Origin of the sequence: Cupriavidus sp. Met-2, from assembly GCF_049843575.1 — a bacterium.
GTDB classification, from domain to species: Bacteria; Pseudomonadota; Gammaproteobacteria; order Burkholderiales; family Burkholderiaceae; genus Cupriavidus; species Cupriavidus metallidurans.
The window spans coordinates 1-16,062 of the sequence record NZ_JBBHZL010000004.1 but is presented as its reverse complement, the minus strand read 5'-3'; the positions used below and the strand labels follow the sequence as shown (position 1 = coordinate 16,062).

Sequence of the window (16,062 nt, the reverse complement as noted above, 5' to 3'; positions counted from 1 at the left end):
CTGTTCTTGGGCCTTTGAACTTGGCTCGCCATAAAAATCAACCGGCTATTTTACCCGATTTTCGCAGAAGGCCACGAGATTCGCCGCCAGATCTCCCAAGTGCTGCAACTGCCGCTGCCAGCGGTCCATACCGGAAGTGAGGGCGGGTAATTGTGCCTGTAACGCCGCCCAATCCGGTGCATGGCCGTAGCCATTCCACGCGTGCGTGAAATTCGTCAGCGCGGCGGAAGCCTCGGGCACCACGCCGGAGCGTGAGAACCGGCCGAGCCAGGCGTCGAGCTTCTCGCGGTGCGCGTGGTCATCCTGGGGGTAGATGTGCCAGATCATTGGCTTGGCGGCCCAGTGCGCCCGCACGCATGAATCCTCGCCGCGCACGAAGTTGATGTCGCAGGCCCACAGCAGTTCATCGTAGTGTTCCTGGCGCACGAACGGGATGCATTGCATGGTCAGATTGCCGCGCTGGTGCGATTCACCCGGCTGTAGCGGCGCGCCGAGCCACCCGCCCGCCTGCGTGGCGGCCAATCCTTGTGGCACAAGGCATTGGACCGGCGTCGTGCCGTCGCGCCATTGTTCGAGTAGCGCAGGTAAGGCCGGGTTCGAATAAGCGAACAGGCTCGTCCGCAGGGCGCCTGCGATCGGCTCCACGCCCAAACGGTGCCAAAGCGTGGCTTGCGCGGCCGGGCTGTCCAGGAATGCCGCGCGTGATGCGCCGAGCATGGATTCGCGCAAGAGGCCTCCGGTGCCGTGTGCAAATCCCGGGAAGAAGAAGTACTTGGTCAGTGGCAGCCGGGAGTGGGGCGAGGCCATCGCATGATGTTCGCTCACCCAGGCCTCGGCGCTCAGGTATTCAAGATTGATCCAGACGGGTTTGCGATCGGCCGCGGCCATGGCGGCCTGCAACGGCTCGGGCAGATGGCAGGCAAAGGCCTCGATCACCACGTCGTGTGGCGTGACGGGCTCGAACGGTGCCTCCGGCTTTGGATCCCAGGTGTGCACGTCCACGCCGGCCAGCCGCTGGCGGGTGGCCGTCACATCAATCTCGGGTGCCAGTCGGGAAAAGCTGGTCAGGTCATCGACCCACAGTCGCACCGCATGACCGTGCTCCTGCGCCAGTTGGCGCGCCAGTCGCCAGCAGACGCCGATGTCGCCGAAGTTGTCGATGACGGTGCAAAAGATGTCCCAGGAACGGATTGGCATGACGATGACGGTGCCCGCCTGCGGAAAGTCCGGCGGGAGAATTGCTCTAAACTTGCGATTCTAGAGCGAGCGCCCCACGTTGGCGCGTTACGTCACACACTTTCCGTCCCCGATGCCCGAGCAGGAACCCGTCCCTCCCACCGAGACAACGTCGCCCGAATCCGATACCCCGGAATCGTCCGACGCGCCGGCGTTCGACCCGCGCCCGATCCTGGCGCGTATGCCGGGGTTGCCTGGCGTCTATCGCTACTTCGATGCCGACGGCAACATCCTCTATGTCGGCAAAGCGCGCGACCTGAAGAAGCGGGTCTCGAGCTATTTCAACAAGACGCAGTTGTCGCCGCGCATTGCGATGATGGTGGCCAAGATCGCGCGCATCGACACCACGGTGGTGCGGACCGAGGCGGAAGCGCTGCTGCTTGAGAACAACCTCATCAAGGCCCTGGCGCCGCGTTACAACATTCTGTTTCGCGACGACAAGTCCTATCCATTCCTCAAGCTGACTGGGCACAAGTTCCCGCGCATGGCGTACTACCGTGGCGCCACCGATCGCAAGCACCAGTATTTCGGGCCGTTCCCAAGCGCTCACGCCGTGCGCGAGAGCATGCAGATCTTGCAGAAGGTCTTTCAGTTGCGAACCTGCGAGGATACGGTTTTCAACAATCGCACGCGGCCGTGCCTGCTGCATCAGATCCACCGCTGCACCGGGCCGTGCGTCGGCGCGATCAGCGAGGACGACTACGCGCGCGACGTGTCGAACGCGGCGCGCTTCCTGCAGGGCCGCGAGACCGAGGTGCTTGAGGGTTTGCAATCCAAGATGGAAGCCCATGCGGTGCAGCTGGAGTTCGAGCAGGCTGCGGCGGTTCGGGACCAGATCGCCGCGCTGTCGACCGTGCTCAAGCGGCAGGCCGTGGAGGAAGTCGGCCAGGCGCGCGACATCGACATCCTGGCCGTGGCGGTGCAGGGTGGGCGTGCCTGCGTGAACTTGGCAATGGTGCGCGGTGGTCGTCATCTCGGCGACAAGGCGTATTTTCCGGCCCACGTCGACGAGGCGGCGATGATCGTGGAGGAGGGAGATGAGGTAGAAGGTAGCGCGCATGAAGGAGCGGCTGCCGATACGGATCAGTTGCCCATCGACCGCATCGCCGCTCGCGTGCTGTCCGCTTTCATGGTGCAGCACTATCTGGATCAGGCACCGCCGCCCATCGTGGTGGTGAGTCATCGGCCGGCCGATTCCGCCTTGGTCGAGGCGCTGTCGATGCAGGCGGGCCGGAAGATCACGCTGGTGCGCCAGCCTCAGGGTCAGCGCAAGACCTGGCTGGAGATGGCAGCGCAGGGTGCGGGCTTGGCGCTGGCTCGTCGGCTGGCAGAGCAGGGCAGCCAGGAGGCGCGCACGCGCGCGCTGGCCGAAACCATTGGCCTCGACCTGGAGGATCTGGCGACATTGCGCATCGAGTGTTTCGATATCAGTCACACCGCTGGCGAGGCCACGCAGGCATCGTGCGTAGTGTTCCATCATCACGAGATGCAGAACAGCGAGTACCGACGCTACAACATCGCCGATATCACGCCGGGCGATGATTACGCTGCGATGCGCCAGGTGCTGACGCGCCGGTACCAGAAGCTCGTCGAGCAACTGCAGGAGGCGGGTGGCGATCCGGCTGGCGATGGCGGCGACGGTGTGCCCCGCATGCCCCGCGTGGTGCTGATCGACGGTGGCAAGGGGCAGGTCGAGGTCGCGCGGCAGGTGTTCGAAGAACTCGGTCTCGATATCGGCCTGCTGGTTGGCGTGGCCAAGGGCGAGGGACGCAAGGTGGGTCTCGAGACGCTGGTGTTTGCCGACGGCCGGCCGTCGCTGGAACTGGGGCAGGGCAGCGCGGCGCTGATGCTGGTTGCGCAGATCCGCGACGAGGCGCACCGGTTCGCGATCACGGGTATGCGCGCGCGCCGGGCCAAGGCACGCACCACTTCGCGGCTCGAGGAAATCGAAGGCGTGGGGGCGCGCCGCCGGCAGAAGCTTTTGACGCGCTTCGGTGGTTTGCGGGGTGTGATGGCGGCCAGCATCGACGAGCTGGCCAGCGTTGAAGGCATTTCGCGCACCCTGGCCGAGGAGATCTACCGACAGTTGCACTGAGCCTCGCGTGCCCACGAATTGGGCGGTTTTCGGCCCGAAACTACGTGTCGGGTCCGAAATCGGCGACAATCGCGGCAATCGACATCGCAATCCGGCGTTGTCTGCCCGGGAACACACTGCCCTAGCACCGCCCATGCCACTTAACATTCCCATTCTGCTGACCTGGCTTCGCGTGGCCATGATCCCGCTGGTCGTCGGGGTTTATTACCTGCCCGAGGCCTGGCTGCCGATGCACACCAAGAACGTCACCGCGGCATCGTTCTTCGTCATCGCGGCAGTGACGGATTGGCTCGATGGCTTTCTGGCGCGGCGCTGGAATCAGACCTCGGCCTTCGGCGCCTTCCTCGATCCGGTGGCCGACAAGCTTATGGTGACAGCCGCATTGCTGTCGTTGCTGGCGCTGGGGCGGGTGGCCGACCTGATCGCGCTGATCATCATCGGGCGTGAGATCACGATTTCGGCACTGCGCGAATGGATGGCCCAGATCGGCGCTTCGAAGAGCGTAGCGGTAAATTTCCTTGGTAAGCTGAAGACCACCGTGCAGATGATCGCGATCCCGTTGCTGCTGTTCAACGACGCGCTGTTCGGTGTGGACGCATCGCTGCTTGGTGGCTGGATGATCTACCTGGCGGCCGTGCTCACGTTGTGGTCGATGTTCTATTACATGAAGCTCGCCTGGCCGCAGATTCGCGAGCGCAGCGAGGTCATCAGCGGGGCTCGGACACAAAAGTGAGATTTGCTGCAAAAAGTTGTTGACGAGCCGGATCGTCCTTTGCAATAATCTCGTTCTCGCTGCTGACGACGCAAACGAAAGCAGCAAGATAAGCGGTACATAGCGCGAAATGGCAGCATAAAGCTGCGCGTTTAAAAGAAGTTGCGCGATAGTCTGCTTTTCGGTAAGATGCAGGGCCCTGCGGGAGTAGCTCAGTTGGTAGAGCGCAACCTTGCCAAGGTTGAGGTCGCGAGTTCGAGACTCGTCTCCCGCTCCAGGTTAATGGCATCCGGTGACATGACGAAGCATGTGCAAGTCATCGGAATGGCAGCAAAGCTGCCACAGCAGTAAAAGTTGTACGCGGGAGTAGCTCAGTTGGTAGAGCGCAACCTTGCCAAGGTTGAGGTCGCGAGTTCGAGACTCGTCTCCCGCTCCAAATTTTGATCCACAGACTTCTACTGGGGTCTGTAGGTCATTGAAAAAAGGAGCTTCGGCTCCTTTTTTCATTCCAGCGAGTGCCACGGAAATCCACCCACAGCTACCGTTTTTGAGTGACCAAATAAGGCACAAGAATACGGGTGGGTCGGCTACCGGATAGTTGCTGGGGCTGAGCGGGGACCATGACGAGCATAGGGCCTAAGTCATTACTTAGGAGTCTCGAAATGGCGCTCTCTGATCTGACCGTCCGGCAGGCGAAGACCACCGGAAAACGCTACACCCTCTCCGACAACGACTGCCTGGGCCTGATGGTCTCAGCCGCAGGCGGCAAGTCATGGCAATTCCGCTACTACTGGCTGGGCAAGCAAAAGCGCCTGTGCCTGGGCGGCTATCCTGCTCTCAGCCTGCGCGAGGCCCGGATCGAGCGAGACAAGGCCCAGGCCCTGCTCGCCAGGGGGATCGATCCTCAGGTCGAGCGCGACCAGAAACGGCACGCGGCCAAGCTGGCGGGCGAATACACCTTCAAGACCGTCTTCGATGCCTGGGTCGAGCATCGCCGCAAGGAACTCAAGGAAGGCCGTCAAAGCACGCTGTCGCAGATCCTGCGCATCTTCAACAAGGACGTGTTGCCCACCCTGGGAAGAATGTCGATCTACGACATTCGCCGCCCCCAACTCCTGGGCGTCTTGGCGGCGATCGAGAAACGCAAGGCGTTCACCACCGCCGAGAAGGTCCGCACCTGGTTCAACCAGTTGTTCCGCTATGCCCTGGTCATTGCCGAGGGGTTGGAAGTCAACCCGGCCGCCGACCTGGACGTGGTGGCAGAGCCCAAGCCCCCCGTAGCCCACAATCCCTACCTGCACCTGCCCGAGATGCCCGAGTTCCTCCAGAAGCTCCGGCTCTACAACCCCCGTGGCTGGCAGACCCAGCTTGGCGTCCGGCTGCTGTTCCTGACCGGGGTGCGCACCGGCGAACTGCGATTGGCCGAACCCGAACAGTTCGACCTCGACAGGGGCTTGTGGATCATCCCACCGCAGATCGTCAAGCAGCTCCAGGATGAAATGCGCAAGGCAGGGAAGCGGCCGCAGGATGTGCCCCCCTATATCGTGCCGCTATCCCTGCAGGCCATCGAGATCGTGCGCTATCTCCTGGGGGTGATGCGGCCGGCGCAGAAGTACTTGCTGTCACACCGCAGCGAACTCAAGAAGCGCATCAGCGAGAACACCCTCAACAAGGCCGTGCAGCTCATGGGCTATGAGGGGCGCCTGACCGGCCACGGCATCCGCGGCACTATCTCGACGGCGCTCAACGAGATTGGCTACCCGAAGATTTGGGTGGACGCGCAGCTTTCCCATTCCGACCCCAACAAGGTGAGTTCGTCCTACAACCACGCCAAGTACGTTGAGCCGCGCCGTCGGATGATGCAGGACTGGGCCGATCGGCTCGACCTGCTCGAACAGGGCGAAGTGGAAGCCGCGAGCGCGCATCTGACCATCCGTATCGACGGGGTGCCGGCGATGGCAGAAGTGGAGGAAGCGGTGGATGCGACCCTCGCGATGGCCGAGCCCACTCCTCCCGGCGTCCCGCCCGTCGTGGCCACGCCTATTGTCGTAACCCCGAGCAACGGCGGCATCACGTTCCAGCGGCTGTCTCAGGTACCGCCGCCTCCGACGCATGCCCCAGAGCCGGAAGTGTCCGCGATCCAGCGCGAGCGCGAGGAAATGCTGACCATCTACGAGTCTCCAAGCAGCTTGCCGGTCCCGCTGTTCGGCAAGCTGGCCGGAAAGTCCAAGGACCAGATCAACCGCGAACTGAAAGCGGGCAAGTTGCTGTCCATCAGTTTGGGCAATCGGGGGCAGCGTGTTCCCGATTGGCAACTGGTGCCGCTCAAGCACAAGCTGGCCCAGGTGCTCATGAACCAGTGCCCGCACGCGGATTCGTGGGATCTGTACCGCATGCTGACCCAGCCGCACCCTGACCTGGGGGACCGCGCGGCCATTGATGCGGTCACGCCGACCAACGTGCCGGCGATCATCCAGGTCATCATGGGCGACTACCAGCACTATGCGGATATGCCCGAGGCCATTGCCCCGTACCCCATCCCCGAGGATGTGCGGCAAAGCGTTCGTCGGCTGGTGGATAGCGCAGTAGTTCTAGACGGAGCATAGGGCTCTCAAACCTTGCAGGGGCCTTGCGGCCCCTGCATTACGCTTGCACCGCCTCCACGAGTTCGCTCAGCGTGCGCGGTGCGGGAGCGAAGAACACGGCGCCGGTGTGCGCCGTCGAGAAATCGAGCAGGCGGTCGTGCATGCCTGGCGGATCGCCGAGGAACATGCGCTCCAGCATCTTCTGCGTCACCCACAGATGCCTGGAGTAGCCGATGAAGTAGGTGCCATATTCGCCCTGGCCGGGGCGGCCGAAGGGCATGTTGTCGCGCAGGATGTCGTGCTCGGTGCCGTCGTCGTCCACGATCGTGGCGAGGGTCTTGTGCGATTTCTGGCCGCTCGTCGCGTCGGGCAATTCGACATTGCTGACGATCTCCCGGCCGATGATCCGCTCTTGCTCGTCCTTGGCGAGCCGAGCCCACGGCTGCATTTGGTGCAGATACTTCTGCACCACCAAGTAGCTGCCGCCGGCGAACGCCTGATCTTCACTGCCGACCAGCGTCGAGGCGCCGATGTCGTGCCCGGTCGGGTTGGCCGTGCCATCGACAAAGCCAAGCAGGTCGCGGGAGTCGAAGTAGCGAAAACCGACCACCTCGTCGGCCACCGTCACGCTGCTGCCCAGTTGGTCCAGCAGCAGGCGCTCGAATTCAAAACAGAGGTCCTCGCGTTCGGCACGGATGTGAAAGAACAGGTCGCCGGGCGTGGCAGGCGCGGTGTGCTTGGCACCCTCGATGGGCACGAAGGGCCGTAGTTCCTTCGGGCGCTTCCCGGTCTGGAAACGGTCCCATAGCGCCGATCCCAGTGCAGTGATGCACGACAGCCGGCCGTTGAGATCGCGGAAGCCCACCGTTTTGATCAGGTCGTCCAGCCCGTCCAAGACGCCGGCGACCGCCTGAAGGGCCTCGTGGCCCTCGGCGACTGTCAACGTGAGAAACACCGCCGCGCGCGACAGCGGCGCATCGATGCTTTGCGAGTCAATTGGTACTCGATCCCAACCACTTCCAACCATTCGTGCCTCCAAAGACCATGTTAATTCATCATATTGCCAGAGATGGAAGCGCTATCACTGGCGCGCTAACAGGCGCGTGCCGCTGCAATTACCCGCACGCAGCCTCGGCGAGAGCGGGCTATGGGGTATTCGAGCAAGCCGCCCTGTCCCTGGCAACCAACATTGCCCTGTGCTCGAACCGCTCAGAAACAACATTGGCTCGTCCGTGGGGCCGCTGCAGATATGTCACGATCTCGTAGGGGCCGTCTGAAAGCGGTCGCATAGTGATCCCCCACGCATGGGCACGCTCAATGCGCGATTGCGCGGAGAGCCCCACTCCGTAGCCAGCGGTCACCCAAAGCGCCATCATCTCGAACGAAGTCACGTGCTGAATGCTCTGCTGGCTCAACGGAAGAAAGGACAGTCGCTGATCCAGCAGTAGGCAAGCCTCCGCCGGCCAGCGAAACACCGGATAGTCCAGAAGCTCGGCAAGCGTGATCTTCGCCTGGGCAACTAAGGGGGACCCCAGCGGCACTGCAACAGCCACGTTCTCCACCCAGAGCGGTTGGCTTTTCACGGCCGGAGCACCAGCGTTCCGAAGCGTCATTCCAGCGTCGTAGCGGCCTTCCTCAAGGCCCGTCAACAGATCATCGGCTGAGGTCTCAAAGAACGTGATGGTGACTTCTGGTTCCTCCGCGCGCTGTAGGGCAAGAAGCGTTGTGAGGCAAGAGGATGGCACTCCGGGCGCGATAGCAAGCCTGAAATGGGAAAACTGGCTGGTGGCGTCATGCATGAGGGCCCCCAATAAGCGATCTGTCCAGAAAGGCAAACCAGCGTTGCAGGAAAGAGTGAAGTTTAACGTCGTTATCTTTAACGTGGTTAATTGTGGCAGATTGTTTGACGCTTCTGCTAATGCAGAAATCAACAATTCAGCCAGGCCGTCCTTCTGGCACATCGACGTATGAATCCGAGTCGGCGTTAGCCTTCGGACAGGCCGTGCGCGCTGCGCGCGTCGCTCAAGGAGTCGCGCAAGACGAGTTCGCATCTCGGGCAAGCATTTCGCGTTCTCACATGGGTAAGATCGAGCGTGGTGAGCACGTGCCCACGCTTCCGCTCATACTGAAAATTTCTACGGCACTTGGAATAAGCGCGGCTGACCTGATGACGGCGACCGAACGCAATCTGCGTGCCGACACTGATCCCTGAGTGTCTAGCCTGCCAGGCTCCGTCAACCGTCCGAAGAGTCGCGAAGGCGAACGATAAATCGCTCCACCGAAGCCGATAAATTGCCGCCGTCGGGCCGAAGCAGGTAGGTGGTGATCACGGCAGAATCCATCGCCAAGGGGCGGATCACCACATCCGGCCGTTGGGAGATGGGAATCTTGGTCGCCGTCATGAAGCCGATGCCGTAGCCGGCGCCGACCAACGTGAGCATCATGTCCAGCGAGGACACTTCCTCGACAACATTCAGCTTGTGCTCCAACGTGTTGAGCAGCCGCTTGAGTTCGCGGCAATAGCCCTCGCATACCTGCGGGTCGCACAGGACAAGTGGATGGCCTTGAAGTTCTTGAAGTGGCACCTCCTTGTAGGTGAGCAATGAGTGACGAGCTGGCACCGCAATCACCAGCGGGTCGTGCCAGATTGGTTCGGCAGCGATACCGTCGCCGACATCGCCCGTGTGCGCGAACCCGATCATGAAGTCGCCCGAACGCAAGCCACGCACTTGCTCTGCCAGAAGCACTTCTGACAAGCGTATTTCGATCTCCGGCTCCTCGGCGCGGCAACGAGCCAGAAATGCCGACAGCCGTGGATCGATAGCCCCATCTGATACAGCGATGCGCAGGCTACCGCGCAAGCCCGATGCCACAGCCTTGGCATTTTCACGAGCCTGTTCCAGCACTGTGAATAGACGGCGAACATCTTGCAAGAAGACCGCGCCCGCCGCCGTTAGAACTGTTCCTCGTCGGTTTCGGTCGAAGAGCACTACGCCCAACTCGTCCTCAAGTTCCTTGATGGCTCGTGATAGCGGTGGTTGTTCGATATGCAGGCGCTCAGCCGCCCGCGTGAAATGTAGCTCCTCAGCAAGAACTACGAAGCAGCGAAGATGGCGCAGCTCCATAGGCCACCCTCCCGTTCCGACTTATCCAACACTGTGCTATCTCCCTATAGAAGTGACTGCCATTCTGGCGGCGGCGAGTTCGGCCACATCATTGGAAACTTCTGGCTGAATGAGCCAGGGCTGGGTTGACCGTGCGATGGCCCGAGGCAGGCACAACACCAGGCGAGCCTGATCAAGTCCGTGGGGTGATAAGGATCAGACGAAGGCTATCTCCAGCCACGCACGTCAATGGATGCCGTGCATCGTCCCCGTCTGACCCTTGGCCGATTGCGAACCAAGCGCTTGAACACGCTTGCGGTTGATCATCACCTGCGGATTGCTGAGGCTCTGCTCCTGGTCCGAGCCAAGGCAAGTACCCTGGGGCAGACGGCAAATGCCGGCGAAAATATTCGCCGGCTCCAGTTGCTGCCCGGAGACTGGCGGGACCAGAATGCCTCTCACCAGAAAGTGTGAGACATCCTGATGCTTAGCCCGCGCCGGATGCTTAATGCCGCACTGAACCATGCGGGTCGATGACGTACTTGTATGCAGAACCCGCGTCGAACTCTTTGTACGCGGCGGGCGCGTCTTCGAGCTTGATGAACTTAGTGTTCATCATCGGCGAAAGGTAAGGCATGCGATCGTTCAGTATCGCCCGCATTAACGCGTGGTTGTAGTTGGCCGTCGGAGATTGACCAGCCGACATTCGCGGCGACTTGATCCAGGCGTTGGACCATTCCAGATCCATATGGCCTTTCTTGGCTTTCGGGTCTTTCGAGATCGGGTTTGCGCAGTACACACCGACCGTACTGGTCATTCCGCCGAAGCGGACATATTTGAGCATTGCGTTGGTAACAGCGCTCTCCACGATCTTGTCAGCCTCCGCGCCAAACCCGCGGCAGTCCACACCAACATAGTCGATGACGCGATCCACCTCCCTGTGCCCGGTAATGCGTTCGAGATGCTCCTCGATCGGCACGCCGTCGGAAAGGTTGATGGTTTCCACGCCGTGTGGCTTGAGAAGGTCCAGCCGCTCTTGAATGTAATCGGCAACGATGATGGCGCCTGCACCCAGAAGTCTGGCGCAGGCGGCACCCGCTCTGCCGACCGGCCCGGCACCGAAGATCAGGATGTTTTCGCCGACGACGTAGGCCGGCGCGGCTGGCCAGTCTGGGCCAGCGAACCCATGGAAAGCTGTGGGTAATACGTCAGAGAGAAGGGTCAGGTCGCGGATTTTTTCCATGGCGGCATCCTTGTCAGAGAAGCGAAGGAGATTGAAATCCGCATACGGTACGAAGAGATAATCACCTTGCCCCCCCGTCCAGCCACCGAGGTTGAACCCGTAGGCTCCGCAGTCGATTTCGGGGTTGGTGTTCTCGCATACATCGGAGCGCATATGCTTGCAGTTGTAGCAACGCCCACACCCCACATTGAAGGGAACGGAAACGATGTCGCCCTTCTTCACGACTTCGACGTCTGATCCCACTTCGATCACTTCGCCGGTCATTTCATGGCCCATGGTCATTCCCTTGGGAACAGCAAACGAACCGCGATAAATGTGAAGGTCGCTGCCACAGATATTTGTGGTAACTATTTTGAGGATAGCGCCATGGGGTGCGCTTTTCCCTTGAGGGGTTATCAGCTCTGGAAATTTGAAGGTGTTGACCTTCATTTCCAAGGGCTTCTCGAAAGTCACGATTCGGTTACCGGTCGGAGTCATTTCGTCACCTCTGTGCGTTAATGTTTCCATCTTCTAAATCGAAGTGGGAAACGAAATTTACCGCTGTCAAGAAGAACGATCGTGGTATTGCCTAGCCGTTGGCCGCGTCTCCTTCTGCGGTCTTGACAGCATCGGATCAAGCTCAGAAGTGGTCAAACTGGAATAATCTATGTGCAGATAGGCACGATCTATCTACGCGGGATCGTCGAGCCGTGCTCGTCTCCTAGCCGGGAGAGGGCAACGATCATCGCTACATCGCGCCTCCTAGCTTGATCTAGGAACAGTCAGCTCGACCCAGCGAGACATGAGGAGGCCGCATGCAGCAGGTACTCCTGCCCCCCCGAGTTGCCCCTGGACCTAGTGGCCTTCGATGGGTTGCTCAGCACGTGGCGCCTGTTAGCGGCGCACACGGCATGCCTGCAATCTTCGCCTGGTTGAAGCAATACAGAGTTGCTCTTCAAGACTCGCTATTTCAGGGGGCTTTGAGATGAGTCTGCTTTGGGCTGGAACCGACGATGGATCGATATAACGGATTGAAGAGTGGTGGCGAGTTCGGGGGTGTGCACCATTTCGAGCAATGCACGCGATGACGGTGCCTCGAACGCATTTTTCCCAGCAACGAATCCGACATTTGAGTGCGACATTGGTCCATTGATTGCGATTGCGTGGAGATTTGGAATGTGCGCGAGTTGGCCGGCGAGAGATTGCGGAAGAACTGCCGAATATTTTCCTGTCGCCACGTGTGCCGATAGCACGTCAATTGAATCAGTGCGAATAGTCTGCGCGGTACATTGCATCAGCCTATCTTGAATGGGTTCAGGTACTGCCGAGTTCAGCACGCAGAGTTGTCTATTGAGAACATGGTCCCACGTTGTGCTTCGGGGTTGCTGTGTTCTCGCGGCGTGAAAAAGGAAAATGCGTTCACGGTACAGAAGGTGAGTATCGAAGTCTTCCCCTGGGATATCCTCCAAATGCATGAGTGCGATATCCAAATTGTTTTCTCGAATCGCCTGTAGCAGGGAAGAAGCGCCGGAAACCAGAACTGATTGTTGAAGTAAGGGTGTTTTTTCAGCAAGGGCGATGCTTAATGTGGGCGCTACACCGGCAGTTCCTGGGAGTATCCCTAGCCGGAATTGCCCCTCTATACCTCGCCGTAGTGCGGAGAGTTCTCGCTCCAGCCCTTTGCAGTCGTCATACATCTGCTGAGCCCAAGACAGTACGCGCATCCCTTCAGAAGTGAGGCCGTCATAGCGTCGGCCATGACGCACGATCTCGACACCCATGTCTTCCTCCAATTGCTTAATGCCCGCGGAGAGTGTCGGCTGAGAAACATTGCAGCTTTTGGCCGCGTTGCCAAAATGGCCTTCACGGTGCAAAGCAAGCAAGTATTCAAAGTTTCTTACGATCATATATTTTCTTCTGATAAAGTTGATTGGATTTTATACTTTCACGAAAAACCCTGCGCACGCTTCGATCCGCGTCCAACCTTGGGCACGTAGCTGGCACGCATGAAAGGCTGCCGCGCGCAGTGTCCATACAGTAGGTTCGACTCGTCATCGACGGTCAGCACCACAACGCACGGGACAGCCAATAGCGCGAACACAGGTGCTTTGCGCTGTGGGCGAGTCGTCCTCATGTAGCTTAGGGAAACTTATATGGACGCCTCCCGAAGCTCAATGGGGTAGTCATGCTGACGTATAGGTAGGAGCAGTCTTATATCCGGCCTGTTTGTGCAGGCCGACAAGCCTACTGGCCCTGATGGAATCCGCTGACGAGGCCCTCATCTGAAAATCGAGCTGATGGTGTGCCCATAGCTCATATTCCCTACCAGGTTTACCTCGTCACGGTCTGACCTATTTCGCCATCACGTATCTACCGCGTGCGCTCCTTGTGAAGCCTTTTGTCTATAAGCTTTTTCAATGCCCTACAGGGCATGCCGTAAAGAGTTCTGCGCGATATCGGGAGCCTTTGACCAGCACAGCCCAAACGGTTCTCGCGAGTTTATTGGCAACTGCGGCCACCACCACGTTATACGGTCGCCTGGCAAGCAAGCGCTCAACCCACTCAGACTTCTGCCCCCTGGCAATGATTGAGCGGGCACCATGCATAAACAGTGTTCGCAGATAGGTGTCACCGCGCTTGCTCAGCCCCAGTTGCCGAACTCGACCACCTGTGCCTGTCTGTCGAGGAACCAGTCCCACCCAAGCGGCAAACTGCCGACCGGAGCGAAAGGTTTTGGCATCGCCCAGCGAGGCAACTGCGGCTGTGGCCGTCAACAAGCCTACTCCGGGGATTTCTGCAATTTTTTGACAATCGAGACGCTCACGCATGCAGTGTTTCAAACGGAGTTCAATCGCTTGGATTTCTTCGTCCAGCCGGATTACCCGTGCCCACTGCTCGCGCAGACTTTCCAACAGCACATGGGGTACTTGATTTTCCGCATCGACGAAGGCGTTAGGCACCGCCTTGGTCAGCGGGGTGTAGCCTTCCGGCAACACAATCCCGAACTCATAGAACAAGCCGCGCAATGCATTGCTTTGCATAATGCGAAATTTCAGCAGTTGAGCGCGGATGCGGTGCAGCGAGAGGATGGCCTGCTGATCAGCTTGTTTGATTGCGACTTGGTGGGCGTCGGGCTGCTGCACTGCTGTCCATATCGCTTGGGCATCAGCCGCATCGGTCTTGTTCCTGAGTACGAATGGGCGTACCGAGCGAGGAGCCAGTAAGCGCACCTCATGCCCCAACTGCTGAAGCTGGCGCGCCCACCAGTGCGCACTGCCACAAGCCTCCATCGCTACCAAGTAGGGCTGACGCTCGGCGAAAAACGCCAAAACCTCTTCACGCCGCAGCTTGAAACGTTCGATTTTTCCGGAGCGCTGATCGACGGTATGCAGTTGGAAAACCTTCTTGGCGATGTCCATACCAATCACACTCTGTTTCATGGTGGATCCTCCTGTTAGAGGTGTTCTTGCTGTTCACACGCGTTACTTTGACACTTGTATATCGGGGCCGCGAGATCCGCTTGTCGTGCACAGTGCGGCGGTCGGCCCGCTGCCGGGGGGAGGCGTCCATACCATCTGAAGAAGACTTCCAGATTTTGGCAAAATACCCGGATTCCACCCGCTGAGTTTCCCCATGAAGCAGATGACCTTCGCTGACGCCGAGTACGCCGGTAAGCGCAAACAAACCCGCAAAGAGTTGTTCCTGATCGAGATGGATCGGGTGGTGCCGTGGAAGGGTTTGATTGCCTTGATCGAGCCGCATTATCCCAAGGGTGAAGGCGGTCGTCCGGCCTATCCGCTGATGGCGATGCTGCGCGTGCACCTGATGCAAAACTGGTTCGGTTACAGCGATCCAGCGATGGAAGAGGCGCTGTACGAGACCACCATCTTGCGCCAGTTCGCGGGGCTGAGCTTGGAGCGTATCCCCGATGAAACCACCATCCTCAACTTCCGTCGTTTGCTGGAGAAGCACGAACTAGCCGCCGGCATCTTGGCTGTCATCAATGGCTATCTGGGCGACCGAGGGCTGTCGCTGCGCCAAGGCACGATCGTCGATGCCACGCTGATCAATGCGCCGAGTTCGACCAAGAACAAGGACGGTAAGCGCGACCCGGAAATGCATCAGACCAAGAAGGGTAACCAGTACTGTGTGTCACGAACACAGGTCGTATGACCTGTGATGCTGTACCGAAGATGGAAGTAGGCCTTCCGAAGTCGGCTTGCAGGAGCAGGCTTCAAACCACCCGGTGCTGCTGCATCCAAAAGGTGCGGTGGTGAGCAACCGAGGAAAAGTCATCCCATGATGATGGCAGGTGAGTATGGAGAAGATGAGCGAAAGCAAACCGTCCGATGACGCATCGTTATTCCCTAAAGTGCTGTCGAAACTGAGGTTGAGTACTGGCTTCAGGACGAGTTGGGGCGTTACCTGCTTACGGCCCCAGTGGCAGCCGGTGTAAAGGCGGCATGATCTCCATACAGGCTTGGGTACGGAACGTGAGAACCTTGTTCCAGATGCAAAGGAAAATGACAAATGGCTAAAACCATGAGGAAGAATACCAATGCTGGAATGAGGGGCGGAGCCTCCTGTAGTAGTGATGAAGCCTTTGTAATGAAGGCGGAGCGAAGGGGAGGCGTTATCCTGTCAACGAACGCTGTCAACCTCAGGGGATGAGTGGCGTGAGTTCGAACAAACCTTACAACATAGCGCGTGATATGGGAGGCCTATCAGCAGGTCAGAACCAACCGGGGAGCTGCTGGAATCGACGATGAGACCATTGCCGATTTTGAGCGGAACCTGCCGAAGAATCTTTACAAGCTATGGAATCGAATGTCGTCGGGGTCTTATTTCCCGCCGCCGGTCAAGGTTGTTGAGATACCGAAGGCATCGGGGGGTATACGCAGGCTGGGAGTGCCTACGGTCAGCGACCGTATCGCACAAACTGTAGTCAAACTCCTCATCGAGCCGAAGCTGGATGCGCTTTTCCATCCGGACTCATATGGATACCGACCAGGGCGTTCAGCCAAACAGGCCATAGCGATCACACGCGAGCGCTGCTGGCGATACGACTGGGTGGTGGAGTTTGATATCAAGGCGGCTTTTGATCACAT

At 59.4% G+C, this 16,062-nt stretch carries 12 protein-coding genes, 2 tRNA genes and 1 pseudogene; 8 read left to right on the top strand and 7 right to left on the bottom strand.

What is annotated here, in order from left to right; all coding sequences use genetic code 11:
- Positions 1 to 45 precede the first annotated feature (45 nt).
- Positions 46 to 1,197 carry an elongation factor P maturation arginine rhamnosyltransferase EarP gene (earP, locus tag WD006_RS10585; RefSeq protein ID WP_011517007.1) on the bottom strand — a complete coding sequence of 384 codons (1,152 nt, stop codon included), beginning with the start codon at positions 1,195 to 1,197 and terminating at the stop codon, positions 46 to 48.
- 112 nt (positions 1,198 to 1,309) lie between these two features.
- On the opposite strand from earP, the gene uvrC reads away from it, so the two are divergent.
- From uvrC to WD006_RS10560, 5 genes are all read left to right on the top strand, one after another.
- The gene (uvrC, locus tag WD006_RS10580) at positions 1,310 to 3,331 is read left to right on the top strand and encodes an excinuclease ABC subunit UvrC (protein ID WP_029307406.1); all 2,022 of its coding nucleotides are present in this window, start codon (positions 1,310 to 1,312) and stop codon (positions 3,329 to 3,331) included.
- Between the two features lie 133 nt (positions 3,332 to 3,464).
- Positions 3,465 to 4,064, top strand: coding sequence for a CDP-diacylglycerol--glycerol-3-phosphate 3-phosphatidyltransferase (gene pgsA / locus WD006_RS10575; protein ID WP_011517005.1), 600 nt, complete (start codon positions 3,465 to 3,467; stop codon positions 4,062 to 4,064).
- Between the two features lie 180 nt (positions 4,065 to 4,244).
- Positions 4,245 to 4,320 (top strand) — tRNA-Gly (locus WD006_RS10570).
- Positions 4,321 to 4,403: 83 nt separating this feature from the next.
- A tRNA-Gly gene (locus tag WD006_RS10565) sits at positions 4,404 to 4,479 on the top strand.
- A 226-nt stretch (positions 4,480 to 4,705) separates the two neighbouring features.
- Entirely contained in the window at positions 4,706 to 6,649 is a 1,944-nt protein-coding gene (locus WD006_RS10560) for a tyrosine-type recombinase/integrase (RefSeq protein WP_009876631.1), read from the top strand.
- A 37-nt stretch (positions 6,650 to 6,686) separates the two neighbouring features.
- Here the strand turns inward: WD006_RS10560 and WD006_RS10555 are convergent, their stop codons facing one another.
- Together WD006_RS10555 and WD006_RS10550 are read right to left on the bottom strand one after the other, a co-directional pair.
- Positions 6,687 to 7,655, bottom strand: a complete 969-nt coding sequence (locus WD006_RS10555; protein ID WP_020924940.1) for a Dyp-type peroxidase — start codon at positions 7,653 to 7,655, stop codon at positions 6,687 to 6,689.
- Positions 7,656 to 7,773: 118 nt separating this feature from the next.
- A complete protein-coding gene (locus WD006_RS10550; RefSeq protein WP_017514781.1) occupies positions 7,774 to 8,589 on the bottom strand; it encodes a substrate-binding domain-containing protein in 816 nt (271 codons plus the stop codon).
- Between WD006_RS10550 and WD006_RS10545 the strand changes: the two genes are divergently transcribed.
- Complete coding sequence (locus tag WD006_RS10545; RefSeq protein ID WP_009459591.1) at positions 8,547 to 8,840, top strand: helix-turn-helix domain-containing protein; 294 nt, start codon at positions 8,547 to 8,549, stop codon at positions 8,838 to 8,840. The two genes, WD006_RS10550 and WD006_RS10545, sit on opposite strands and share 43 nt — an antisense overlap.
- 22 nt (positions 8,841 to 8,862) lie before the next feature.
- Here the strand turns inward: WD006_RS10545 and WD006_RS10540 are convergent, their stop codons facing one another.
- From WD006_RS10540 to WD006_RS10525, 4 genes are all read right to left on the bottom strand, one after another.
- Positions 8,863 to 9,753 carry a LysR family transcriptional regulator gene (locus WD006_RS10540; RefSeq protein ID WP_017514782.1) on the bottom strand — a complete coding sequence of 297 codons (891 nt, stop codon included), beginning with the start codon at positions 9,751 to 9,753 and terminating at the stop codon, positions 8,863 to 8,865.
- 484 nt (positions 9,754 to 10,237) lie between these two features.
- On the bottom strand, positions 10,238 to 11,404 hold the full coding sequence (locus tag WD006_RS10535; RefSeq protein WP_226929782.1) for a glutathione-independent formaldehyde dehydrogenase: 1,167 nt from the start codon (positions 11,402 to 11,404) through the stop codon (positions 10,238 to 10,240).
- Between the two features lie 515 nt (positions 11,405 to 11,919).
- Positions 11,920 to 12,861 (bottom strand): LysR family transcriptional regulator, encoded by a 942-nt coding sequence (locus WD006_RS10530; protein WP_058655490.1) that lies wholly within the window; start codon positions 12,859 to 12,861, stop codon positions 11,920 to 11,922.
- A gap of 507 nt (positions 12,862 to 13,368) precedes the next feature.
- A complete protein-coding gene (locus WD006_RS10525; RefSeq protein WP_141123344.1) occupies positions 13,369 to 14,394 on the bottom strand; it encodes an IS110 family transposase in 1,026 nt (341 codons plus the stop codon).
- Between the two features lie 193 nt (positions 14,395 to 14,587).
- Here WD006_RS10525 and WD006_RS10520 point away from each other — a divergent pair.
- Positions 14,588 to 15,100, top strand: a pseudogene (locus WD006_RS10520) (IS5-like element ISPre1 family transposase); the annotation flags it as partial.
- Positions 15,101 to 15,661: 561 nt separating this feature from the next.
- The coding region (locus tag WD006_RS10515; RefSeq protein ID WP_425648199.1) for a reverse transcriptase domain-containing protein at positions 15,662 to 16,062 on the top strand (401 nt) is incomplete at its 3' end.